This window comes from Sphingomonas faeni, from assembly GCF_030817315.1.
Lineage (GTDB): Bacteria > Pseudomonadota > Alphaproteobacteria > Sphingomonadales > Sphingomonadaceae > Sphingomonas > Sphingomonas faeni_C.
The window spans coordinates 1,584,440-1,608,131 of record NZ_JAUSZF010000001.1; the positions used below are offsets into that span (position 1 = coordinate 1,584,440).

General features: G+C 65.9%; 24 protein-coding genes, 2 tRNA genes and 1 pseudogene. 3 read left to right on the forward strand and 24 right to left on the reverse strand.

From position 1 onward, the window contains the following. Positions 1 to 124: 124 nt before the first annotated feature. The 4 genes from QFZ54_RS07315 to QFZ54_RS07330 form a co-directional block, all read right to left on the reverse strand. Positions 125 to 201: transfer RNA gene (locus QFZ54_RS07315), tRNA-Met, on the reverse strand. 66 nt (positions 202 to 267) lie between these two features. Next, on the reverse strand, positions 268 to 783 hold the full coding sequence (locus QFZ54_RS07320; protein ID WP_307085846.1) for a 2'-5' RNA ligase family protein: 516 nt from the start codon (positions 781 to 783) through the stop codon (positions 268 to 270). A 2-nt stretch (positions 784 to 785) separates the two neighbouring features. Next, on the reverse strand, positions 786 to 2,684 hold the full coding sequence (locus QFZ54_RS07325) for a potassium transporter Kup (RefSeq protein WP_373458585.1): 1,899 nt from the start codon (positions 2,682 to 2,684) through the stop codon (positions 786 to 788). 261 nt (positions 2,685 to 2,945) lie between these two features. Next, entirely contained in the window at positions 2,946 to 3,386 is a 441-nt protein-coding gene (locus tag QFZ54_RS07330; protein WP_307085848.1) for an Lrp/AsnC family transcriptional regulator, read from the reverse strand. Positions 3,387 to 3,513: 127 nt separating this feature from the next. On the opposite strand from QFZ54_RS07330, the gene ald reads away from it, so the two are divergent. Both ald and QFZ54_RS07340 read left to right on the forward strand, forming a co-directional pair. Then, positions 3,514 to 4,620 (forward strand): alanine dehydrogenase, encoded by a 1,107-nt coding sequence (gene ald, locus QFZ54_RS07335; RefSeq protein ID WP_307085850.1) that lies wholly within the window; start codon positions 3,514 to 3,516, stop codon positions 4,618 to 4,620. Positions 4,621 to 4,670: 50 nt separating this feature from the next. After that, complete coding sequence (locus QFZ54_RS07340; RefSeq protein ID WP_056058060.1) at positions 4,671 to 4,889, forward strand: DUF3072 domain-containing protein; 219 nt, start codon at positions 4,671 to 4,673, stop codon at positions 4,887 to 4,889. A 43-nt stretch (positions 4,890 to 4,932) separates the two neighbouring features. Here QFZ54_RS07340 and QFZ54_RS07345 read toward each other — a convergent pair whose 3' ends face one another. From QFZ54_RS07345 to QFZ54_RS07440, 20 genes and pseudogenes are all read right to left on the reverse strand, one after another. After that, on the reverse strand, positions 4,933 to 5,577 hold the full coding sequence (locus QFZ54_RS07345; RefSeq protein WP_307085857.1) for a tetratricopeptide repeat protein: 645 nt from the start codon (positions 5,575 to 5,577) through the stop codon (positions 4,933 to 4,935). Continuing rightward, positions 5,577 to 5,966 carry a cytochrome c-type biogenesis protein gene (locus tag QFZ54_RS07350; protein WP_373458468.1) on the reverse strand — a complete coding sequence of 130 codons (390 nt, stop codon included), beginning with the start codon at positions 5,964 to 5,966 and terminating at the stop codon, positions 5,577 to 5,579. The genes QFZ54_RS07345 and QFZ54_RS07350 overlap by 1 nt, the downstream gene beginning before the upstream one ends. Positions 5,967 to 6,094: 128 nt before the next feature. Continuing rightward, complete coding sequence (locus QFZ54_RS07355) at positions 6,095 to 6,622, reverse strand: DsbE family thiol:disulfide interchange protein (protein ID WP_307085859.1); 528 nt, start codon at positions 6,620 to 6,622, stop codon at positions 6,095 to 6,097. Further along, positions 6,619 to 8,533: pseudogene (locus QFZ54_RS07360) on the reverse strand (heme lyase CcmF/NrfE family subunit). Before QFZ54_RS07360 ends, QFZ54_RS07355 begins: the two are co-directional and overlap by 4 nt. Beyond that, positions 8,530 to 8,976 carry a cytochrome c maturation protein CcmE gene (ccmE, locus tag QFZ54_RS07365; protein WP_307085861.1) on the reverse strand — a complete coding sequence of 149 codons (447 nt, stop codon included), beginning with the start codon at positions 8,974 to 8,976 and terminating at the stop codon, positions 8,530 to 8,532. Before ccmE ends, QFZ54_RS07360 begins: the two are co-directional and overlap by 4 nt. A 97-nt stretch (positions 8,977 to 9,073) precedes the next feature. Continuing rightward, positions 9,074 to 9,799, reverse strand: a complete 726-nt coding sequence (gene ccmC, locus QFZ54_RS07370; RefSeq protein WP_307085863.1) for a heme ABC transporter permease CcmC — start codon at positions 9,797 to 9,799, stop codon at positions 9,074 to 9,076. Between the two features lie 172 nt (positions 9,800 to 9,971). Next, the gene (locus QFZ54_RS07375) at positions 9,972 to 11,021 is read right to left on the reverse strand and encodes a Leu/Phe/Val dehydrogenase (RefSeq protein ID WP_307085865.1); all 1,050 of its coding nucleotides are present in this window, start codon (positions 11,019 to 11,021) and stop codon (positions 9,972 to 9,974) included. A 111-nt stretch (positions 11,022 to 11,132) separates the two neighbouring features. Further along, positions 11,133 to 11,209, reverse strand: a tRNA-His gene (locus QFZ54_RS07380). Positions 11,210 to 11,275: 66 nt separating this feature from the next. Beyond that, a complete protein-coding gene (gspN, locus tag QFZ54_RS07385; protein ID WP_307085868.1) occupies positions 11,276 to 12,001 on the reverse strand; it encodes a type II secretion system protein N in 726 nt (241 codons plus the stop codon). Continuing rightward, the gene (gene gspM / locus QFZ54_RS07390; RefSeq protein WP_307085870.1) at positions 11,998 to 12,474 is read right to left on the reverse strand and encodes a type II secretion system protein GspM; all 477 of its coding nucleotides are present in this window, start codon (positions 12,472 to 12,474) and stop codon (positions 11,998 to 12,000) included. Before gspM ends, gspN begins: the two co-directional genes overlap by 4 nt. Continuing rightward, entirely contained in the window at positions 12,471 to 13,556 is a 1,086-nt protein-coding gene (gene gspL, locus QFZ54_RS07395; RefSeq protein WP_307085872.1) for a type II secretion system protein GspL, read from the reverse strand. The genes gspM and gspL overlap by 4 nt, the downstream gene beginning before the upstream one ends. Next, the gene (gene gspK, locus QFZ54_RS07400) at positions 13,553 to 14,551 is read right to left on the reverse strand and encodes a type II secretion system minor pseudopilin GspK (protein ID WP_307085874.1); all 999 of its coding nucleotides are present in this window, start codon (positions 14,549 to 14,551) and stop codon (positions 13,553 to 13,555) included. The genes gspL and gspK overlap by 4 nt, the downstream gene beginning before the upstream one ends. Further along, positions 14,538 to 15,257 carry a type II secretion system minor pseudopilin GspJ gene (gspJ, locus tag QFZ54_RS07405; protein ID WP_307085876.1) on the reverse strand — a complete coding sequence of 240 codons (720 nt, stop codon included), beginning with the start codon at positions 15,255 to 15,257 and terminating at the stop codon, positions 14,538 to 14,540. Before gspJ ends, gspK begins: the two co-directional genes overlap by 14 nt. Positions 15,258 to 15,319: 62 nt before the next feature. Beyond that, on the reverse strand, positions 15,320 to 15,691 hold the full coding sequence (gene gspI, locus QFZ54_RS07410) for a type II secretion system minor pseudopilin GspI (RefSeq protein ID WP_307085878.1): 372 nt from the start codon (positions 15,689 to 15,691) through the stop codon (positions 15,320 to 15,322). Continuing rightward, positions 15,681 to 16,151 (reverse strand): GspH/FimT family pseudopilin, encoded by a 471-nt coding sequence (locus tag QFZ54_RS07415; protein WP_307085880.1) that lies wholly within the window; start codon positions 16,149 to 16,151, stop codon positions 15,681 to 15,683. Before QFZ54_RS07415 ends, gspI begins: the two co-directional genes overlap by 11 nt. Continuing rightward, positions 16,126 to 16,566 (reverse strand): type II secretion system major pseudopilin GspG, encoded by a 441-nt coding sequence (gene gspG, locus QFZ54_RS07420; protein ID WP_373458470.1) that lies wholly within the window; start codon positions 16,564 to 16,566, stop codon positions 16,126 to 16,128. Before gspG ends, QFZ54_RS07415 begins: the two co-directional genes overlap by 26 nt. 8 nt (positions 16,567 to 16,574) lie before the next feature. Beyond that, positions 16,575 to 17,801, reverse strand: coding sequence for a type II secretion system inner membrane protein GspF (gene gspF, locus QFZ54_RS07425; protein ID WP_307085884.1), 1,227 nt, complete (start codon positions 17,799 to 17,801; stop codon positions 16,575 to 16,577). A gap of 122 nt (positions 17,802 to 17,923) precedes the next feature. Beyond that, the gene (locus QFZ54_RS07430; RefSeq protein WP_373458471.1) at positions 17,924 to 19,450 is read right to left on the reverse strand and encodes a GspE/PulE family protein; all 1,527 of its coding nucleotides are present in this window, start codon (positions 19,448 to 19,450) and stop codon (positions 17,924 to 17,926) included. Between the two features lie 155 nt (positions 19,451 to 19,605). After that, complete coding sequence (gene gspD, locus QFZ54_RS07435) at positions 19,606 to 21,825, reverse strand: type II secretion system secretin GspD (RefSeq protein ID WP_307085886.1); 2,220 nt, start codon at positions 21,823 to 21,825, stop codon at positions 19,606 to 19,608. A gap of 10 nt (positions 21,826 to 21,835) precedes the next feature. Continuing rightward, positions 21,836 to 22,663 (reverse strand): type II secretion system protein N, encoded by an 828-nt coding sequence (locus QFZ54_RS07440; RefSeq protein ID WP_307085888.1) that lies wholly within the window; start codon positions 22,661 to 22,663, stop codon positions 21,836 to 21,838. A gap of 134 nt (positions 22,664 to 22,797) precedes the next feature. On the opposite strand from QFZ54_RS07440, the gene QFZ54_RS07445 reads away from it, so the two are divergent. Then, positions 22,798 to 23,454 (forward strand): prolyl hydroxylase family protein, encoded by a 657-nt coding sequence (locus QFZ54_RS07445; protein WP_307085890.1) that lies wholly within the window; start codon positions 22,798 to 22,800, stop codon positions 23,452 to 23,454. The last annotated feature ends 238 nt before the right edge of the window (positions 23,455 to 23,692 follow it).

A 23,692-nucleotide genomic window follows, 5' to 3' on the forward strand; every position in this document is an offset into this window, starting at 1 on the left:
TGACCGTTAACCCAGGGCAATAGAACGGCATTTTCCTATTGCGAAGACGAGTTTCCCGCACTCGGTGATCGGTTGCGTCTGTCTGCGGATAGCGGGCGGACGACGCATCACGCTAAGTCCGAAATGGTAGCGAAGGAGGGACTTGAACCCCCGACCCCAGGATTATGATTCCCGTGCTCTAACCAACTGAGCTACTTCGCCGTACCGTCCGTCAGGGAAGCGTTCTTCCCTGCGAGGCGCGGCCTATAGGAAGCGGTTTCGAGGCGGTCAAGCGAACATGTGCCGGGAAATCGCTTCCCACGGTCCGCCGCGGTACCACCACGCGCCTAGACCGGCGATTTCGACGTCCTTCGGGACAAAATCGCGTTGCAAATTGCCGAGCAAAAGCTTGGCAACTTGCGGGCTGACCTTGTTCTGGATCGTGACGTGCGGTCGCCAACCGCCGGCGTCCTGCGGGGTGAGCATGCCGGTGAACGCATCTGCGAGCCGCGCGCGGATGCCGACGAGCTCGGGGGACTCGATCCGGTAGGCGACACCGCGGCCGAGCGACATCAGTCCGCCGATCCGCGCCTGCGGGGCACGGATGCCACGCGTTTCCTGGTTGAGTCGGTGCTTGAGTTCGTCCAGTCCCGAGGGGGGCAGATGATGGAACAGCGTAAGATGCGCGTCGAGTTGATTGCGCTCGGGCCGAAAATGCTCGCGGCGCATGGCATCAAAGAACGCCGTGTCTCGCCGTCCGAACAGGGCGGTAACGATGATGGGGGCGGGTCCCGTATCGGTCACGTTCAAATCTCGATCTGGCTGCCGAGTTCGACGACGCGGTTGGTCGGCAGGCGAAAGAACTCCATCGCGCTTTCAGCGTTGCGCAGCATCCACGCGAACAGCTTTTCTCGCCACAGCATCATGCCCGGATTGTCCGAGGCGAGCAGCGTCTGGCGCGACAGGAAGAAGCTGGTGTCCATCATCTTGAAGTCCGCACCGCAAGTATGAACCTGCCGTAGTGCTGCGGGTACGTCCGCGTCTTCCATGAAGCCGTAGCGCAGGATAAGCCGGTGGAAGCCGTCGCCCAGTTCCTCGCGTACCGCACGATCGTGAGCAGGCCAGTAAGGCTGGCCGACGATCTTCACGGTCAGCAGGATAACGCGCTCGTGCAGCACCTTGTTATGCTTGAGGTTGTGGAGCAGCGCGTGCGGCACACCGTCCGCGGTCGAGGTCATGAACACGGCGGTCCCCGGCACCCGCGAGGCGGAACTGGCGGCCGACCCAATAAAGACTTTTATCGGCATCGCGGCCTCGCGCATCCGGTCGATCATCAACTGCCGCCCCTTCGACCAGGTCGTAAGGAAGGTGAAGATGATGAAGCCGACCAGCAGCGGGAACCAGCCGCCCGCTGGAACCTTGGTCAAGTTCGCCGCGAAATAGGCGCCATCGACGGTGAAGAAGATCGCCAGCAACGGGATCGCCGCGATCTTCGGCCAGTTCCAGAGGCGGAACAGCACGACGCCGAGCAGGCAAGTGTCGATGAACATCGCGCCGGTCACCGCGATTCCGTACGCGCTCGTCAGGTTCGACGAGGTGCGGAAGAACAGTACCAGCAGGATCACCATCACCATCAGCGCCCCGTTGACGAGCGGGATGTAGATCTGGCCGGCGGTCGAGGCGCTTGTGTGCTCGATCCGCAGGCGCGGGATAAAGCCGAGCTGGATCGCCTGCTGCGTCACCGAGAACGCACCAGAGATGACTGCCTGCGATGCAATCACCGCGGCCATCGTCGCGAGGATAACGAGCGGAAGCTGGAGGCTTTCGGGGGCAAGGTTGTAGAATGGGCTGACCAGCGCGGCCTGGCCATCACGGAACAGCAGTGCGCCCTGCCCCATATAGTTTAGGATCAGCGCGGGAAGCACGAAGAACAGCCAGGACAGGCCGATCGGCTTGCGCCCGAAATGCCCCATGTCAGCATACAGCGCCTCGGCACCGGTGACCGCGAGCACGACCGAGCCGAGCGCCAGGAACGCACGCTCCGGATCGATGATGAAGAACTCGACCGCGTAATGCGGCGATAGCGCCCAGAGCACGCCGGGGGTCTGGACGATGCTGAGGATACCGAGCACCGCGATGACGCTGAAATACACCAGCATGATCGGGCCGAAGACGAGGCCGATCCGCGCGGTGCCGCTCTTCTGCACCCAGAATAGCGCGATCAGGATGACGATCACGATCGGCAGCACCAAGCCGGCGAAGGCGGGTGCGGCGACGGCCAGGCCCTCGACCGCGGACAGCACCGAGACCGCGGGCGTGATCATGCTGTCGCCGTAGAACAAAGCGGTCGCGAACACGCCGAGCAGGATGATGCCCTTGCTCCAGCGCTTTGTTTTGGTCTTGCCCGAGACGAGCGCGAGCAAGGCGAGGCTACCGCCCTCGCCCTTGTTGTCGGCGCGCATGATGATGATGACGTATTTGACCGTCACGACGATCATCATCGACCAGAACATCAGGCTGATGACACCCATGATGTGCGCCGCGTCGAGCGCTAGCTTGTGGTGGCCGGCGAAGGTTTCGCGGAAGGCGTAGAGCGGGCTGGTGCCGATATCGCCGAAGACGATGCCGATCGCCCCGAAGGCGAGCTTCAGCATGCCGTCGGAATGGTGATGCCCCGTCTCGAGATCGAGATTGGCGGGTGGCACGGTCGAAGCCGCGGCGGTCTGATCGACGCTCACTGGACGGTGAATCGACCCGGAAGTGCAGCAATCATCATCGAATTTCCGATTTCACCCTGTGCCCCAATCGCGGCATTTAGCATGAGGGGTAGAGGGCGGCAACGGCGAGGCGACTAGCATGGATTAACCGGGATTGGTCGGGCCCTGCCGTTCTCCTGCGAACGCAGGAGCCCAGGGTAACGGGCGCTACCGTTGTTGGCCCTGAATTCCTGCATCCGCAGTAAAACGCTAACGGGTGACGACCTCGCGGATCACGAAATGCGAGGCGAGCCGCGTCACGCCCGGCAATTGCGATAACGTCTCGCGGTGGATGCGCTCGAACGTCTCGCCGTCGCGAATCTCGACATGGAGCATGTAATCCGCCTCGCCGCTCATCAGGAAACATTGCACGACCTGCGGGCAGTCGACGATCTCCGTCTCGAACGCCGCCATCGTCTCCTTCCGCTGATCCCGGAGCGTAACGTTGACGAGGACGATGCTCGGGTCCCCGCGTGCCGCGCGGGACAAGACGGCGCGGTAGCCGGTGATCGCGCCGCTCTCCCGCAGTTGAGCGACCCGTCGATGCGCGGCACTTGCTGACAGGCCAACCGCGTCGCCGAGTTCGGCGCTGGTCAGGTCGGAATTGGCAGCGAGCAGGTCTAGAATCCTGCGTTCGATCGTAACGCTCAAGATTTTCTCGTTTTGACAGCGATGGATGCACGTATCTTGCAAACGCGCTATCGTATCGAAACGAGTTTGCGAACCCTTCCCGTCCAAGGCGCGCTACTATCGCGCAAACGATAATGGAGTGGAATCAATGCGCGTCGGTGTCCCCAAGGAAATCAAGAACCACGAATATCGCGTCGGCCTGACCCCGCCGTCGGTCGCCGAACTGGTCGCGGCCGGTCACGAGGTCGTCGTCGAGACGCAGGCCGGCTCCGGCATCGATTTCGAGGACCAGGACTATTTCGACGCGGGCGCGACGATCCTGCCGACCGCCGCCGCGGTGTTCGCCGGCGCCGACATGATCGTGAAGGTCAAGGAGCCGCAGCCAGGCGAAATCGCGATGCTCGAACCGCGCCACCTGCTGTTCACCTACCTCCACCTTGCCGCCGACAAGCCGCAGGCCGAGGGACTGATGAAGTCCGGCGCGACCTGCATCGCCTACGAGACCGTCACCGACAATCGCCGCGGGCTGCCGTTGCTGAAGCCGATGTCCGAGGTCGCGGGCCGCATGTCCGTGCAGGTCGGCGCTCATTATCTCGAGAAGGAGCAGGGCGGACGTGGCGTCCTGCTCGGCGGCGTTCCCGGCGTTGCCCCAGCCAAGGTCGCGATCCTCGGCGGCGGCGTCTCGGGCGTCAACGCCGCGCAGATGGCGGTCGGCATGCGCGCCGACGTGACGATCTACGACATCTCGAACGATCGGCTAGCCGAACTCGACATGTTCTTCTCCAGCCAGATCAAGACGGCGTACGCGTCGAAGGCGGCGATCGCGGCGGCGGTGAAGAACGCCCACCTTGTGATCGGCGCGGTGCTGGTCCCAGGTGCCGCTGCACCCAAGCTCGTCACGCGCGAGATGCTGAAGACGATGAAGCGTGGTTCGGTGCTGGTCGACATCGCGATCGATCAGGGCGGATGCTTCGAAACGAGCCATGCCACCACGCACGAGGATCCGGTGTTCGAGGTCGATGGCGTGATCCATTACTGCGTCGCCAACATGCCGGGCGCGGTCGCGCGGACTTCCGCGTTCGCGCTTAACAATGCCACGCTTCCGTTCGCACTGAAGCTCGCCAACCTGGGTGCCGAGGCCGCGATGAAGGCCGATCCGCACCTCGCCAACGGGCTCAACGTCTACAAGGGCAAGATCGCGTACAAGGCGGTCGCCGATGATCTAGGTTTACCGTACGAAGCTTGGGCCGGCTGACAGGGAACGGATACGGAACATGGGTGTTGGACAGGAGAAAGGAATTTCCAATGTCCGACACCCCAAACCCCAAGTCCGAACCGTTCTCGAACGCCGAGAAGGATCCAGACGACTGGACCACCGGCGATGAGAAGATGACCGGTGCACAGGCGAGCTACCTGAAGACGCTGTCCGAAGAAGCGCACGAGGAATTCGACGAGACGCTGACCAAAGCGGATGCGTCGAAGAAGATAGACGAACTGCAGTCTAAGACCGGCCGCGGGCAGTAAGCCCGTTAACCCGTCATCCTGGGTTTGGCCCAGGGTGGCGGAATTATTTTTGGCCTGCGTTCGACGTATCCTGCATAGCCAGAAAGCGATCCAGCAAAGCGAGCCGCGTGGCAATCTCACCGCGGTACGAAATGTCAGCCGGCGTCAGCGCCAACGCCTTCGCCCAATACGGCCGAGCCGTCGCGAACTCTCCCGCCCGCACATACGCCAGCCCCAGGAAGAACGGTGGTGCCGGATGCTTCGGCGCCAACCGACTCGCTTGTTGGAAAGCAAACAGGGCCGGCGGCGAAACCTGATTGCCGTCATGCGCTGCCAGTGCATTGGCAAGCCCTGTCCACAGCACCAGACTCTTCGGCGCGATTCGGATCCCGCCGAGCAAAACCTGCACCGCCGCACGCCGGTCACCGATCCGCGTCATTGCGTCCGCTGCGACCAGATACGCCGCCGCACCCGTATACCGTTCGAGCATCTGGTCGCGCAGTTCGAGCATCGCGTCATCGTCCGGCGTCGGTACCAGTCCGGTCGATACCGCATCACCGGCAAGCCCCGGCTGCCCCTGCCACGCATATCCCGCCGCACCGAGCATCAGCGCGGCCGCAACCATCGTCCACAGAACGCGGTTCACCTTCAGCACCGCAAGCAGCGCGAACGCCACCGCCCCGATCACGCCGAGCCATACATATCCCATCAGCGCACCCTCCGCCGAAAGCTCGACCGCGCGATCCAGCCGCCGATCACGAGTAGCAGGATCGGCGCGAGCCACAGCGGCCAAGTCAGCCCAGATAGAGGCGGGTCGTAGGTCACGTAATCACCATAGCGCGCGATCAGCCAGTCGCGGATCGACGCCGGTGTCTCCCCCCGCTCGATCCGCTCGCGGACGAGTGCACGCATGTCTGCCGCCATGTCCGCATCGCTGTCGGCGATCGACTGGCCTTGGCAGACGAGGCAGCGCAAGGTTTCCATCAGCGCGCGAGCCGAAGCTTCCTTGGCAGGGTCGGCAAGTTGGACGTTGGCATAATGGGCTGGTGGCGTGACCGGCTGGGCGACGGCTGGCGCAATACAGAGCAACAGCGCCACAAGAACCTCCCCTCCCGCTCGCGGGAGAGGTCGGAGGAGGGCATGACGCGGGCGCGCGCTTGGCAAGGGACAAGAAGCCCCTCCCCTAACCCCACCCGCAGGCGGAAGGGGAATTAGCTTACGCCCCCTCACCGTGCGTCCTTCACGGCTTGCACGATCTCCGCCACATTCTCAGGCCGGATATCGCCGATGATCTGCTTCACGACGATCCCACGGCCGTCGATCACGAATGTCTCCGGCACGCCCGAAGAACCTAACGCCAGTTGGACTTGGCTAGCCCTGTCGCTGCCGATGCGCTCGTACGGATCGCCGTTACGGCGCAGGAACCCAGCAATAGCCGGCGCGGTGTCGCGGATCGCGATCGCATCGATCGGCACGCCCATCGCCTTCAATCGCATCAATTGCGGCGCCTCGGCGATGCACGGAATGCACCAGCTCGCAAACACGTTGAGCAACCGCGGCTTACCCTGCCGGAACGACGCGCTGGTCAGGCCCGGCTTGCCGGGGATCATCGCCGGCAGTGCGAAATCGGGGAGCGGCTTGCCGACCATCGCCGACCGAACCACCTTCTCGGCAGGCCGGAACAGCCCGCTCGCCACCACCGCAAACAGCAGTGCGAAGATCGCCAGCGGCGCCCAGAGTGCGAACCGCTTCATGCCCAGTACGCCCGTATCGCCGCCCGCCGCTCGCGCCGCACCCGGCCGAGCAGCGACAGCATCCCACCCAGCGCAATCAGCACACCGCCGAACCAGATCAGCGTCACGAACGGCTTCCACCACAGCCGAAGCTGCCACCGCCCCTGCCCATCCGGCTGGCCGAGCACGGTGTAGAGTTGACCGTCGAGTACCGTCAGGATCGCGGACTCGTTGGTGCTGGTCGGCGGGTTCGCGAAAAAGCGGAGCTGCGGGCGCAGGATGCTCGTGCTGTCCCCACGCGTTGCGGTCAGCCGTGCTTCGAGCGCCGACCAGTTCTCGCCAATCACCGGCGAGATGCCGTCGAGGGTCACCGTGTAGGGTCCAACGCGTGCCGGTTCACCGGCACGCACCGCGAACAGCGTCTCCTTGGTAAAGGCGCTGTCCGACGCCATCCTCAGCGAGGCTGACTGCGATACCGAGATGCGCGATGACCATGCCGTAGGTGAACAGCGGCGTTCGCTTGAGGTTGCGCTTCCACAAGGGAGCGACACTGGCGATGGCTAGACCGGCGGCCAGCGACAGCCCTGCCCAGGGGAGCCAACCCGGCCACACGATCAACAGCGCAAGCGCCGCCGCTACCGTCGCGCCGATCGGCAGCATGATGCGCCGGAGCACTGCCTTCGCATCGTCACGCCGCCAGCGCAGCAAAGGCCCGACCGCCATCACCGCGACCAGCAGCAACGCGATCGGGCCCGCTGCCTTATTGAAGAACGGAGGGCCCACCGACAGTTGGACGTCGAAGCTTGCCGCGACGATCGGGTACAGCGTGCCGATCAGGACGATGCCGAGGATCACCGACAACAGCAGGTTGTTCGCGACCAGCCCGCCCTCGCGGCTGACCGGATCGAAGGTCGTGCCAGCGCGCACGGTGCCGATCCGCGCGGCGAACAGCGCCAGCGCGCCGCCGATGTAGATCGCGAGCAGCGCTAGGATAAACGCGCCGCGCTCCGGATCGACAGCGAAGGCATGGACGCTCGTCAGGATGCCCGAGCGCACCAAAAACGTGCCGATCATCGACATCGAGAACGCGACGACCGCTAGCATGATCGTCCACGCGCGCAGGCCGTCGCGCGTCGCTAGCACCGTCACCGAATGAAGCAGCGCAGTCGCGGCAAGCCATGGCATCAGCGAAGCGTTCTCGACCGGGTCCCAAAACCACCAGCCGCCCCAGCCGAGCTCGTAATACGCCCAATACGATCCGGCGGTGATCCCGAGCGTCAGGAATATCCACGCGATCAATACCCAGGGCCGCATCGCCTTGGCGAACGCCGGCCCGACATCGCGCGTGACCAGTGCACCAACGGCAAACGAAAAGGCGACCGAGAGGCCGACATACCCCGTGTAGAGCGTTGGCGGATGGAACGCCAAGCCCGGGTCCTGCAACAGCGGGTTGAGCCCGAGGCCGTCGGGCGCTGCGGGATTGAGCCGCGCGAACGGGTTCGAGGAGAACAGCAGGAACGCGTAGAAGCCGAGTGCGATCGTCGCCTGTGCGCCCAAGGTCGCGGTCAGCGTGCGTTCGGGTAGCGAGCGTTCGAAGATCGCCACCGCGCCACCGGCGAGCCCGAGGATCGTGACCCAGAGCAGCATTGAGCCTTCGTGATTCCCCCATGCGCCAGCGAACTTGTAGAGCCACGGCTTGGCGGAATGACTGTTCTCGACGACCAGCTTCACCGACATGTCGGAGTGGAGGAACAGCTCGATCAGGAGCGCCATCGCCAGCAGCGCCAGCAGCCCCTGGACGATCGCCACAGGTCGTACGGCCGCCGCCACATCATCACGCCCGCCCGCGATAGCGATCGCCGCCATGACCAACTGCAACGCCGCCAGCGCGCCTGCGAACCACAGCGCGGCGAGACCTGCCTCTGCGATCACTGCTTGGCGTCCGGTTCGAGCGTCTTGGTCTCGTGCATCTTGCCGGCCATTTCCGGCGGCATGTACTTTTCGTCGTGCTTGGCGAGCAAATTCGACGCGGCGAAGCTGCCGTTGGGCTGGAACTGGCCCTCGGCGACGACGCCCGATTTCTCGCGGAACAGGTCGGGGACGATCCCCGCGAAGACGACCGGGGTGGTCGCCCGTCCATCGGTGACGATGAAATGCACGGTGATGCCGTCCGTAGCGCGCTTTACCGACCCACCTTCGACCATCCCGCCGAGCCGTACCGCGCGACCGAGCGGAAGCCCGTCGCGGCGAACGTCGGAAGGCGCGTAAAAGAACGCCGCCTGATCCTTCAATGCGGACAGCGCGAGCAGACCCGCGACGACGACCGCACCCAGCGCCAGGAGCGCGAGCGTCAGGCGTTGATGCTTGGCCTTCATCGCTCGGCTTTCCGCATCGCGAGATAGCTCAGCAATGCGGCGATCGCACCGCCCCCCAGCGTCACGACATAAGCGGCGGTCACGAATGGCCAGGGATTCATGCGCGGGCCATCCTGCGCATACGGGCTTCGGTCTTCGTTATGGCGAGCATCGTCCGCATCCGCATCAAGACGATCCCGGCGAACACGAACGTGAACCCGGCCAGCATGATCGGCAGCGGCCACAGGATCGAGCCATCGATCGTCGATTGCGTGAGGCCAATGCTCGGCCCCTGGTGCAGCGTGTTCCACCACACCACCGAATAGCGTATGATCGGCAACAGCACCGATCCGGCGATCCCGTACAGCGCAGGCACGCGACCGTCGCCGCCACGGTCAGCATCGGCCTTCGCCAGCGCCATGTAGCCGAGATAGACGAAGAACAGCAGCAGCATCGATGTCAGTCGGCCGTCCCATTGCCACCAAGTTCCCCAGGTCGGCCGCCCCCAGATCGAGCCGGTCATTAGGCACAACGCGGCGAACACCGCCCCCGGCAGCGCGATCGCGCGCGCCGCCACGCTGGCGAGCGGGTGGCGCCAGACGAGGAACATGATGCTGGAGATCGCGATCCCGCTCCACCCGCCCATGCCGAGCCAAGCGGCAGGCACGTGGATGTAGAGGATACGAACCGTCTCGCCCTGGAGGTAATCCGGCGGGGTTTGCGTCAGGCCCGCCCAGCAGCCCAGCACGATCAGCGCGACGCCGGCCCAGAAAAGCGCTGGCGTCAACGGCTTGGCGATCTTCAGGAAGCGCGCGGGGTTTGCGAAGGCGTGTAGGGTGGCCACTGGGACACCCATTATGGCAAGTCATCGCGGACTTAAAGCCCCTCTCCCGCCGGGGAGAGGGAGGGACCCGCCGCACTTGCGGTGGGAGGGTGAGGGGAAGTGAGGCTGGGATCGCCCCAACCACCCTCATCCGGCAATTCATGCCACCTTCTCCCCGCCGGGGAGAAGGATGTCAGCGGCCGATCAGACGCTTTGCGATCGAATCTGCGACATCCGACGCCGGCTCGCCCGAACGGTCGCTTTCGTCCCAAACCTGGATAAGCCGCTCCGGGATCCGCGCGATCCGCGCCTTAACCTCGGCCTCGTCACCCTGCCCGAGATATTCGAGCCCGACATTGATGATCCCGCCCGCGTTGATGACGTAGTCCGGCGCATACAGGATACCGCGTGCATGAAGCCGCGCGCCGTCCTCGCGCACGCTCAGCTGGTTGTTCGCACCGCCCGCAACGACCTTCGCCTTCAACGCCGCGATCGACATCTCGGTCAGGATAGCACCCAGCGCGTTCGGGCTGAATATATCCGCCTCGGTCGTCAGGATCGCCTCGGCCGCTACCGCCGTCGCGCCGAGTTCACCGGCGAGCTTCTGCGCACGGCCCTCGTCGACATCCGCCAGCGTCAGCACAGCGCCGTCCTTCGCCAGCAACCGCGCAAGCCCGCCGCCGACCGAGCCGACACCCTGGATCGCGACGCGCACGCCCTTCATGTCGGTCGCACCGAGACCGCGAGCCGCCGCCGCCTTCACGCCCAGATAGATGCCGAGCGCAGTGTACGGCCCGGGATCGCCACCCGCAGCGCCGCTCGCGACCGGCAGGCCGGACACGTAGCGCGTCTGCGTGGCGATCACCTTCATCCGCTCTTCGGACATGCCGACGTCTTCCGCCGTCACATAGCGTCCACCGAGCGAATCGACCGCGCGACCGAACGCTTCGAGCTGTGCCGTCGTGATGACGTCGCCTGGCTTCGCCGCAAGGACCACGCCCTTGCCACCGCCAAGCTCCAGGCCCGCCATCGCATTCTTGAAGCTCATGCCGCGCGACAGGCGCAGCGCATCGGTCACTGCGCGCCCGTTATCGGCGTAATGCCAGAACCGCGTGCCGCCAGCCGCCGGCCCGAGCTTGGTCGAATGCAGCGCAATTACCGCGCGCAGGCCCGATTCGGGATCGGTGAAGGCATGTACGCCCTCGTGGTCGTCGAAATCGGGAAGGTCCCAAACCGCTGTCATCGCCGGCTCCTGAGGAGGAATAAAATTACCGGGAGGCGAAATATTATTTTCCGGCCGGTTTTACCAGCCCAAAGCGCCCTCATTGCGGGGGCTTACGAAAATAAGGGAAAATGGGGCGACCGACGGGACTTGAACCCGCAACATCCGGCATCACAAGCCGACGCTCTAACCAATTGAACTACGACCGCCGCGTAGGCGTCGCCCCCTAGCGGGGGTCAGCGCCTTCCGTCAACCGCCGACTTGCAAAAAACCTGTCAAAAACGTCCTTCGATGGCGAGTTGATACCCGTTCGGCCCACGCACGAAGCCGGCCTGTTCGAGCTTCTGGACCGCCAGCGGATCGGACGGACTCAGCGACAATTCCGCGCGATAGGTTCCCGCCCCTTCGATCCTGAGCGCGATGCTCTCGGTCCCGGCCTGGCTCGCCAACGGGAGAAGCAACGCGGTACCATCGCAGCGCGCGGTGCCGCTGACCGACTGCGGCAAGGTGATCCCGCCGACGTCGCCCGCCAGCGTCGCCCGGACGCGCCCCTCGGCAGCCTCGCACTGGCCGTCGCGGAAGCGGACCGACACGTCGTCGAGATCGAGCGCGGTAACGGGCACCGGTGCGAACAGCCGCCCCGTCGCGACGGTAGCGGTCATGTGATCGACGCCGAAGCCGTGGCGACTAACGCTTGCCGAACCGCGCAACGGTTTGGCGGACACCGATTCGGGACCGGTAAAGACGATCGTCGCGCGGCCGACCAGCAACGGCAGCGGCGACAACCGCGCGTGAAGGTTCCCAAGCGCTAGATCGCCGAACCGCGCCTCGGTCAGCGTCGCGCCCCAGATCGTCCCCGACACGCGCCGCGCGACCAGCCCCTCGTCGCCGACCCCGACCCAGCCGAGCACCGCACGCATCGGCAGGAACACGATCAACGCGATCAACAGCATCCCGCCGAACAGCGCGGCGGGGCCGGTGCGTAGCCGTATCCGCCTCATGCCGCGCGCGCCTTCAACGTGAGCGCGACAGCGACGGTCTTGTCACCCTTGTCGGTCATCGCCACCGAATCGACGAGGATGCCGAGCCGTTCGAGCCGCGCCAGCCACGCGGTTAGCGCTGCAGGGCGCGCGGATTGGATACCGACCCGAACCCGGCTCGCCCCATCCTGATCGAGCGAGGCGAGCGCGAACCCGGCCTGGTCTGCCTCGGCGCGCACGACGTCGGCCAGCGTACCGGTCAACGGCGTCGCGCGCGCCCGCTGGATATCGCGCAACGTCGCGACCTGCGCTCGCGTCTCGCCGAGCCGCGTAACGGCGTCGGCATGACGCTCGCGGGCGCTCGACAGGCCATCGCCGACCGGGCGTATGATCACGGCCCACAGCAACGTCAGCACCGCGAGCGCAGCCATTGCGAGCAGCAGCCGCCGCTCCCTGAGCGAGCGCCCTTCGAACCACGTCTTCAGTCCGGTCATCGTCCGCTCTCCGGGCTGATCGTTAGTTCACCCGTCACGCGACCGGCCGCCGCCTGGAACACGCCCGCGCGGACCGAAAAGCCTGCGTCTTCGAGCGCCCGCTTCAGGTCGGTCGCCAGCGCTTCGCGCTCAACCGCCACCGACAGGCGCAGGTCGCCGTTCGCCTGGAAATCGAGCGCGGTGACTTCGGTGCCCGGCGTCGCGCGTATCGCCGCGAATACTGCCGCAGTCGTGTTGGTGAACCCGAGCCCCGGCCCCCGCACGCGCGACAGGCGCTCGTCGAGCTGCCGATCCGCGTCGACCACCGTCTCGCCGCGCGGCAGGCCGGTTACCGCCACGGTGTTCGCCTCAGCTTCCAGAGCGTCGGCACCGAAGCTGTATTTGGCGATACGGACCAGCGAGATCGCCAACGTCACCGCCAGGATCGTCAGCGACAACAGTGCCAGTCGCCGGATCAGCCCCCAGTCGATCGCGAACCGTCGCCGTCGTGCGAATGGTCCCTGCCGCAGATCGAGAGGCGGTGACGCAACCGCAGCAACGATGGCGGCCTCCAATGTCTCACGGCCAGTGGTAGTCGGCGCGCTGCCGCCGGTTACCAACTCGGTCAGCCGTGCCTCGTCGGCAAATCCGCTCGACGTGCCGCGCACCACGCCGCTGCCGGCGAGTTCAGCACGCGCATATCCTTCATCAGGCCGTGGCAGGAGCATCGGCGCGGGAATGACCGAGACGGGATCGACACCCGCCTCGGCGAGCATTCGCAGCCAGTCGCGCATCGTCGCGGCGCCGACGACACCAATCGGCCTGTCGCTCGCGCCTTCGTCCCCGACCGCGACATGCAGTTCGGCAAGCGGCGACGCGCTCGCCTCACTGGCGAGGATCCGCGCGGCCGCCGTCGCCTGCGCCGCCGATCGCGACGGCAGTTCCGCCCAGTGCAGCGTCACCGCATCGGCGGGCGCCACGGCGATCGTCTCGTCGTCGATCGCATCGGGGATACCCTCCCCCTCCCCGACCACGCGCGCATCGACGACGCGCATCCAGCGATATCCGGTCTCGCCGGCAGGGAGGAACAGTAAGGTCGTCATGATGGCTCGCCCCATTGCCGCGATACGAGCTGCGCGGGAAGTCGGTTCGCGTCGATCAGCGCACGTTCCTGCATTTGCGTAGTGCCTAGCGTCACGTCGATATCGAGCGTGAACCATGTCGACAGCATCTGCGCATCGACTCCAGGCGCTATATTCGCCGCACCTAGCAGCGACGCACCCTTCTGCAACTCGTCGATGGTCGCATAACCCTGCACCGGTCGCCGCAGCAGCAATTGCTGCGCGCCCCCGACCGACAGCGTATCGGGATACATCATCGCCAACAGCACGCTCTGTTCGGGCAGCAGCGTGTTGACGTTGATCGGCGAAGGCCTGGCGAATGGCAACGTGCAGATCCACGGCCGGATCTTCGCGTAGATATCCGGCGTCATCCCGGCGATGGCGCGCAGTTCGCTGGGGTCGCTCATCAGCGTGCTGGCCGTGCGATACGCTGGATCGCGACCGAGATACGCGCCGTCCTCGGCCCCCATCGGCTGCTGGTCCTGATCGCTGTCGATCCAGTCCGTCGTGCCCGCCGCGACCTGTTCCGCGACCTGCGCCGGCACGTCGAGCAGCCGCATCAGGCGGACGAACTGCGGTCGCACGTCGCCGCGCGCGACGTACACGCCCGGCGTGGTCATGCCGACCAGCGAGTTCAGGTTGAAACAGTTCGCGCCGTCACGGACGCGCGCGGTCGCGAAGCCACCGGGGACCGGCAGGCCGAACGGCGTATTGCTCCAGCCGCCAGCCAGCGTGACCTGCTTGGGTTTTGACGCGAGTAAGTTCGAGACGCGGGTCAGCGCCATCGTCTCCGCCGCGAGTGCATAGGCGCGCGCCTGCTCGCCGGTCGCGGCGTTGCTCGCAAGCCGTGTCGACAGCCGCAGTTTCTCCAGCGCCGCGCCCGCCATCACCGCGATGATCGCGACGAGCATCAGCACGGTGAGCAACGCCGCACCCCGTTCTTGCCCACGTCGAATACCCGGATCAGGTGCGCGCACCGGGCGTCTCCTGTCCAGGAGGTGTGGCGGCCGGTGGGGTCGTGGCGGTACCAGTTCCATCAGATGGCGCCGGGACGTAACTGGTACCGATAAGGAACATCTGACGAAACTGCGTCCCATCGTCGCGCTGGACGGTCAGTTCAATCGCGTCGGGCAACGGCCTGCCGCTCGCGCCATCCCAGCGATCGCTCCAGGCACCCGCGATGCGATAGCGCAGTCCGACCTGGCGGACTTTGGTGAGCAACGCGGCGGGCGGCAGCGGCTGCGCGCCGTCGACCATCGGATAGGCGATCCGCTGGAGCGTGCCGCCGTCGACGCGGTAAGCGACCTTCTGCATGCTGGACCGCGCCGCGCCGTCGATGTTGCTCCACCCTGCACGGACGAGTCGCAGCATCGGCGTGACGCCCGACCCGCTCTCGCCGACGAACGCGGGAATGCTGGTGCCGGCCTCATCGCGGCTGGTGCGGTTCGACGCTTGGGCGAGATCGGCCGATAGGATCGACATCGTCCGGGTCAGCGCGCTGATGTCGTCGAGCTTCGCGGCGGTCGAGCTCTGCGCCTTCACGCTGAACGACAGGATCGCGACACCCGTCGCTGCGATCATGCCGAAGATCATCAGCGACACCATCACTTCGATAAGCGTGAAACCGGCTTCCGTGCTTTCCTGCCGTTCCACGGCGACGGCCGGGGCCCAGTTGGGGGACATAGGTGTTCGCTTGCTAGGCTTACCCAGCTGGGCCCCGACCTTCGCCGTGGAACGAAGCACCCTCACATCACCATCCGCGGCGCGGGTCGCACCATGGTCAGGCGGCCGAGTTGCGTGCCGGTCCGGTCGGCGACGGCCACGTCGATCCGCAACACGCTCGATCCCCCGAGCGCACTGACCTGCCGCGTCCACGTCCACGCTTGCCCGCCGTTCGTCTCGACACCCGTGACGCGGCCTGCCGTCGGTGGCTGCGCGCTGGTGACCGCGTCGATCGCCACGTTGCGAGCGACCATCTGCGCGACCAGCGTTTCGTCGAGGATCGACGCGCCGCGTATCGTCGCGCTCTCCAAACGCACGAGCGCCATCGCCGCGAGGCTGAAGACTGCCAGCGCGACCATGATCTCTATTAGGGTGAAGCCGCGCTCAGCCCGCATCGGCTCTTACGCTGCCGTCGGCGTCGATGTGGATCGTCGCCGCCACCCCGCCACGATCGAGCCGGATCTCTGCCGGCCGATCAACGAGGCCGGTCGGGTCGAACGTCACGCGCAGGCGGCCGCTGGTGTCGCCGATGCTGGCCCTGGTCCCGTCGTTCCAGCGTTCGACGCGCATCGGTTTCTCCGCGATCGGGGTCCAGCCGCCGGCCATGCGCCGATCGAACCCGTAGCCGCCGCCGGAGATCCAGACACTCACCGGACGCGCCTCGACAATCGCCGAATCGTGCGCGGCGCGGGCGCGCAACGCGAAGCGCGTCGCCTCGTCGAGCACACGGCCACGCGGGTCCGGCATGACAAGCACGGCCACGGCCGATGCGAGACCGATGATCGTGACGACGACCATCAGCTCGACCAACGTGAAACCGCCTTCGCGCTTATTGCCAGCTGCCGATATCGGCATCGATCCCCTCGCCGCCTTCCTTACCGTCCGCACCGAAGGTCCAGACGTCGGCCTCACCGTGCGTGCCAGGCGAGGCATAGAGATACGGGCGACCCCAGGGATCGTTCGGCAACTTCTTCAGATACCCGCCACGCTGATAGCGCGAGGGATCGGTCAGGCCGGCGGGTGCGGTGACGAGCGCGTTCAGTCCCTGCGTGGTGTTGGGGAAGGTCATGTTCTGGAGCTTGTAGAGTTCCAGCCCGCCCTCGATCTGCGCGATGTCGGCCTTCGCCTTCTGGATCCGCGCGGTGTCGCCCGAGGGCAACACGTTGAGCGCGACGATCGTCGCGAGCAGGCCGATGATCACGATCACGACCATGAGCTCGACGAGGGTAAAGCCTGCCTCGCGGCGACGTTTCTTCAGTTCGGGACGCATACGAAACCTCATTGTCCGGCCAGCGTGTTGAGCTGGAGGATCGGGAGCAGGATGGATAGCACGATCGTCGCGACGATTCCGCCCATCACGACGATGATCAGCGGCTCGAGCAACGAGAGTGCGGTGGCGGTAAAGCGGTCGAATTCGCGTTCGAGATAGTCGGCGGCGCGCTCCAGCATTTCGTCGAGACGGCCTGCTGCCTCACCCGACGCTGCGAGATACGTCAGCAACGGGGGGAAGACGCCCGCCCGGCGCATCGCGGCGGAAAGCGATCCACCACCGCGGATCGCATCGACGATCTGGTCCGATGCCTGGCGGAGCCGACGGTTGTGGATCGTGCTGGCGGTGAGATTGAGACCATCGAGCAGCGGCAGGCGGCTAGCGACCATCGTGCCGAGCGTACGCGCCATCCGGGCAGCATGGAGATCGCGCAGGAGGCGCCCGAGCATCGGAATGCGGAGCAGCCAGCTGTCGAAGGCGAGGCGGAAGGTGGGGTCCTTGAGGGCGCGCCACAAAAGTAGGTTAGACAGGGTTAGGCCAAGAACGATCACCCACCAATAGCCGACCAGGAAGGCCGAGAAGGCCATCACCATCCGCGTAAGTAACGGTAATTGCTGGCCAACTGTATCGAATTGCTCGACCACCTGGGGCACAACGAACATCATCAGCGCGGTCACGACGCCGAGCGCGACGAGCGCGAGGATAGAGGGATAGGCCAGCGCGGTGATGAGCTTGCCGCGGATTTCAGCCTGGCGTTCGAGCAGGGCCGCAAGGCGATCGAGAATGGTCGGGAGCGAGCCCGAACTTTCACCGGCGGAGACCATGGCGCGGTAAAGCGGCGGGAAACTCTTCGGCTCGCGCGCCATCGCGTCGGCGAGCCTCCGGCCTTCGACGACGCCGGCATGGACGTGCTGGACGATCGTGCGGACGCTGTCCTGTTCGGTCTGGCGGGTGATCGTGCGGAGGGATTCCTCCAGCGGAGAAACGCGGTTCAAGGTCGCGAGCTGGCGCGTGAAGAGCGTGAGATTCTTGCCCGACATCTTCGGCGTACCGAGCTGGAGGCCGAAGAGCGGGCGGCCCTTCGTTGCCTGAGGCGGCGCGCCGGGGGTGATCTTCACGACGTAGAATTTGCGCGCGTCGAGGGTGGCGCGCGCGACGTCCATGTCGGGCGCAGCGACATGGCCGCGGCGTTCGGCGCCCTTCGTGTCGATCGCGATGTAGTCGAAATCAGCCACGACGTGCCCCCCTCCCTGAAAGGGAGGGGTTGGGGGTGGGTCGGTTTGTTAGGCGGAAGGCGGTGGCCCGAGCCGGCCGACCCACCCCCGGCCCCTCCCTTTCAGGGAGGGGGGCAGAAGGGTTACGCATTGGCCACCTCTTCCACGACTTCGGACGTGTCGCGGCGGGATACTCGGACGGCTTCTTCTGCCGTGGTCTGGCCGGACAGGACTAGGTCGCGCGCGGACTGTGCCAGGTTCGGAGACTTCGCAAAGGCGTGCGCGGTAATCTCCGATTCGTGGCCGTCGGTGTTGATCAGACGACGGATGGTGTCGTCGATGCGGACGGCTTCGAACACACCGATGCGCCCCTTGTAGCCAGTCTGGTTGCAGTCCTCGCAGCCTTGCGCGACGTAAATGACCGCGTCTGGCGCAATCCCGAGCAGGGGCGCAACGGTGTCCGATGCGGGCACGGCCTTGCGACAGGTCGGACAAAGCCGCCGCACCAGCCGCTGCGCAATCACCGCGCGCAACGTCGAGGCCAGCAGGAAGCTCTCGACCTTCATGTCGCGCATGCGGGTGATCGCGCCGATCGCGTCGTTGGTGTGGACGGTCGACAGCACGAGATGGCCGGTGAGCGATGCCTGCACCGCGATCTCGGCAGTCTCGCGGTCGCGGATTTCGCCGACCATCACGACATCGGGATCCTGGCGAAGGATCGCGCGCAGGCCCGCCGCGAAGGTCAGGCCGACCTTCGGGTTCACCTGCGTCTGACCGACGCCGTCGACGGCGTACTCGACCGGGTCCTCGACCGTCAGGATGTTGCGGCTGCCGTCGTTGAGCAGGCGTAGCGCGGCATAGAGCGAGGTGGTCTTGCCCGAACCAGTCGGGCCGGTGACGAGGATGATGCCGTTGGGCTCGCTCAGCGCCTCGTTCAGCAGCGCGAACAGCGAGGGCGGCAGTCCGAGCGCCTCCAGGTCGATGCCGGCGTTTTCCTTGTCGAGGATACGCAGCACCACGCGCTCGCCCGCCCGCGATGGCAACGTCGAGACACGGACGTCGAGCAGTTTGCCGCCCAGCGTCAGGCCCATGCGGCCGTCCTGCGGCACGCGGCGCTCGGCGATGTCGAGGCGCGCCATCACCTTGATGCGGCTGACGACGACCGGCGCGACGTTGGGCGGCATGCGCAACGTCTCGCGCAGCACGCCGTCGATCCGCATACGGACGACGAGGCCGGTCTCATACGGCTCGATGTGGATGTCCGACACGCCGTTGCGCGCGGCGTCGGCGATGATGCCGTTGATCAGGCGGATCGCGGGCGCATCGTCGGCGGTGTCGAGCAGATCCTCCGCGGTCGGCATGTCGCCCGCGAGCAGGTCGAGTTCGTCGCCCATGCCAACCGCAGCGAGCGCGTTGGCCTGGCCGTCCATCGCGTAGACGTTCGACAGGAGGCGGTCGAAGGCGATCTGTTCGACGAAGGTCACGTCGAACGGGCGGGCGAGATAGCGGCGAAGTTCCAGCAGGACTTTCGGGTCTGCGCCGGCGCGCATGGCGATCGTGAGGTGCGAGTCGGTGTCGGTGTGGTCGACGACGACGCCGAACTTTCTGGCAAAGGCGTAGGGGATGGTGATCTGGGGAAGGTCGATCTCGCCAGCGCTGGAGGAGACCACATCGCTTCCCCCCTCCCGCAAGCGGGAGGGGCCGGGGGTGGGCTCGCGCTCTCCGTCAGCGATACCGATGAAGGAGGTCGGGCGCCCACCCCCGGCCCCTCCCGCTTGCGGGAGGGGGGAAGGAAGAGCGTCGATCTCGTGGCCTTCGCGAATGATCATTTCTTCGGCCGCACGACCATCGTCGAGGTGCGCACCGGCACAGCGACGCGGGGGTCCTCGATGTTACCGGGGATGGGTGCGCTCGGGATCGGCGGCGCTGCCCCCATGTAATCGCGGACGAGCTGGTCGATCGACGGCTCGGCGCCCGGCTCCTGCAATCCCTGCTGCAACCGGACATAGCCGTAACGTTGCTCGGTCAGCTTCCGACTGTCCTCCGCGGTGCGCAAAATCGTCGGACGGATGAAGATCATCAAATTGGTCTTCGACCGCTGCTTCGCCTTCGACGTGAACAAATGCCCGAGCACGGGGATATCACCCAACAACGGAATCTTCTCGATCGTCCGACGCTCGTTGTCGTCGAGCAACCCGCTGATCACCGCGATCTGGCCATCGTCGACGGTACGGACGGTCTCGACCTCGCGCTTGTTGAGGATCAGGTCGCTGTTGTCGCTCGACACGGGCCCTGCGATCGAACTGACCTCCAGGCGAAGATTCAGCTTCACCGTGCCCGACGAGTTCACCTGCGGCCGCACCGTCAGCTCGATGCCGACATTCTGCCGCTGCGTAGTCCGGAACGCGTTGTCAAAATTGGTGCTGAGCGCCTGCCCCGTGGTGATCGGGATCTCCTGCCCGACCAGGCTGTGCGCCTCCTGGTTGTCGAGCGTGACGAGATGCGGGACCTGGAGCAGGTTGGAGGTCGTATCGCTCTTCACCGCGTTGATGATCGCGCCGAAGAACGTGCTGCCGATCTTGCCGCCAAACCCGCCGAAACCGCCGGAGGCCGCGAGGATCGACGCGATCGCCGACTGTTGCAACGTGTCCGCCGCGGCATTGGGTGTGTTCGTTTCGGTGCGCGTGCCATCGGGCGCGACGACCGTCGTGCCGTTACCGCCGATCGAGCGCGCACCGATCGCGCCCGCGATCTGCAGGATGTTGGGTGCGGAATTCGAGAAGGTCGACGCGCCGAACGCGCCGCCGCTGGGATCGCCGACGATGAACTGCGCGCCAAGCGTGCGCGCGGTCGAATCCGAGACCTCGGCGACGATCGCCTCGACCAGCACCTGTTCGCGGCGGGTGTCGAGCTGGCGGACGACTTCGTTCAGCTGCCGCTGGATCTCGGCAGGTGCGGCGATGACGATCGCGTTGGCGCCGGCAAAGCGCGTGACCACCGCCGCGGTCTTGCCGCCGGCCGCGGTGATCGCGGGCTGGCCCGATCCACCGCCCCCACCGCTCGGCGACGGGCCGGATTGCGGAACCTGAGGCTGCGAAAAGTTCGACTGTCCACCGGACGCCCCGTTGGTACTGCTCGATCCGAAGTTCGAACGCGACAACGCCGTCTGCACGGGCTGCGTGGGAGTCTGGCCGACGAGTTCCTGAAGTACGGGAAGCAACTGCTCGGCATCGGCATTCTCAAGGAACACGACCTTGATCTCGGTGCCGTTGCGCGCCTTCTGGTCGAGGTCGGCGGCGACCTGCGCGAGGCGCGCCACGGTGGTCGGATCGCCCCGCAACGCGACCGCGTTCGAACCCTCCACCGCGACCACGGATGCGCTCGGGCCGGATGCGGCGCCACCGCCCTGCCCGCCCTGACCACCGCCGGTTCCAGTGCCGATCAGGCCCTGGAGCGCAGTGGCGATCTCCTTTGCGCTCGCATTCTTCAGAGCGACGACGCGAGTCGATGACGTGTCGGTGTCGATCCTGCGCAGGACTTCGCGGATACGGCGGATATTGTCGGCAAAATCGACCACGACGAGGCTGTTCCCACCGCGGTTCGCACTGACCGAGCCCTGCGCGCTGACCAGCGGGCGAACCGTCTCGACCGCGGACTGCGCGTCGATCGCACGAAGACGGATGATCTCCGTGACGTAACTGTTCCGCGCTGCGCCCGCGACACCGATCCGGCTCGGCTGCGAGGCGGCGTTGTCCAGCGGCTGGACGCGGAACGCACCGTTCGAGGTGGGCACCGCGACGAGGCCGTTGGCGCGCAAAGTCGAGAGGAATATCTCGAAATATTCGGAGCGGCTCAGCGGGCGATCGGTGACCACCGTCACCTTGCCGGCCACCCGGTTGTCGATGATGAACGTGCGGCCGGTAACCTTGGCGGCATCCGCGATGAACGCGCGGATATCGGCGTCACGGACGTTGAGCGTGGTCTGCGCTTGGACGCTGGCGGCCAGCGCTAGCGCTACGACCGGACCGAGAAGAAGTTTTTTCATTTGGCCGTTTTCATTTGGGTGGCGCGATCGTGATGGCGAGCGGCAGGGTATCCTGGCCGCGTTCTACGGTGATGGGGACGTTGCCGCCGCCCGCGAAATCCTTGGCGATGCGGTCGAGGTCGCCGGGTCCCGAGACGGGCCGTCCGCCGATCGAGGTGACCACGTCGCCGTCCTTCAGTCCTGCCGAGCGAAACGCGTTGCCCGAGCCCTGCGACCGGACGGTGAGCCCGCTGATGCGGCCACCGTCGATCCGCGGTATGAAGCCGATCTCGCTCCGCAACTGCTCGACGGGGATGCCGACGACAGGGGCAGCCGCTGCGGTCGCGCCAGCCGGCGACGCGCCCGGAACGACCGGCGTCACGGAGCCCGACTGGTCGAGGAACAGGTCTTCGTCGGCCCCGCCGCGGTCGATCGTGACATGGTCGAACGCGACTGCCTTGAGACGCACGCCCGGCTGGATCTCGTCACCGACTGCGACGCTCTGCTGGACACCGTCGGGACCGGCGATGATCGCCGAACTGCGGCCCATCGCCTCGTCCATGCGCGTGCCGAAGAGGGTCAACTGGAGCGAGGTAACGGTGGCCGGCGCTCCCGCGACACCACCAAGGCGGAAGAACGGGTCGAACCCGCGCAAAATATCGGCGGGCGACCCGACGACCATCGGCGCGGCCGGGCGCCAGTCGCCCAGCGGCGTGATCGGCGTCACGATCGTCCACGCCAGCCGCGCGCACTGCACCGCCAACCCGGCCAGCAGCGCGAGTTCGACGACACTATAGACATTCACGACCGGCATACGCCGCAAGATACGGCGCGCCCGCGCGTCCAGCTTCAATCGCATCCGCGACCCACCCCATTTTCCCGCATCTCGTCGCGTAGGCATGCCATGTTACAATTCCGCGTCAATGGCTTGCGCGTCGGTTGCCCATATTCCGACGGGGTAGCGCTCCGCGCCGGGGGTTGGCAGAAGGCAGCATGTCCGATCTTCTTCCGTCCAGCGGCTCCGGCCTGCCCCCCGAACCGGTCATCGCGCGATTGTCGGTCCCCGGCGTGCAGCGGGTGCCGAACGCCAAGCTCGACCTGTTCGTGCGCAGGGATTTCCTGCCGCCGGACCTGTGTACGGCGTTGATCGAGCGGATCGACGCGGTGCGGCGGCCGTCGACGATCTCTGATTCGAACGGCGACGCGAGCTATCGAACCAGCGAGACGGGCGACCTGTTCGCGGGCGATCCGGTGGTGATCGACGTCGAGCGTCGGATCCTGGCGCTGACTGGTCTCGACCCGGCGCACGGCGAAGCGCTCCAGGGGCAGCGCTACGCGGTCGGGCAGGAGTTCAAAGGGCACACGGATTATTTCGAGCCGAACGGCGTCGATTATCAGCGCTACTGCGGCGTCGCCGGCAATCGCACCTGGACCGTGATGATCTACCTCAACCAACCGGAAGCCGGCGGCGCGACGCGGTTCAAGGCGATCGACAAGATCGTCCAGCCGGAGACCGGCAAGCTGCTCGCCTGGAACAACCGGCGTGCGGATGGAAGCATGAACCCCGCGACACTGCATCACGGAATGAAAGTGCGGTCGGGGGTCAAGTACGTGATCACCAAATGGTTTCGCGAGAAGCCCTGGGGCTAACGTCGCGGCGGTTCGCTCGGGCTACAATCCTCGCCCGCCAGGCGGGGTGACAGGCACTCACCCGACGGAGGAGGGGGTAAGCATTAACCGCCGTTCCGTGTCCTCCCTCTCCGTCACCTTCGGTGACACCTCCCCCATACGGGGCAGGATTGCGCGCGGCGGCCTTCGAGGGTGCGATGAAGGATCTTAGCGACCACCACGACACCTCAACGTCTATGCGTCTATGCGTCTATGCGTC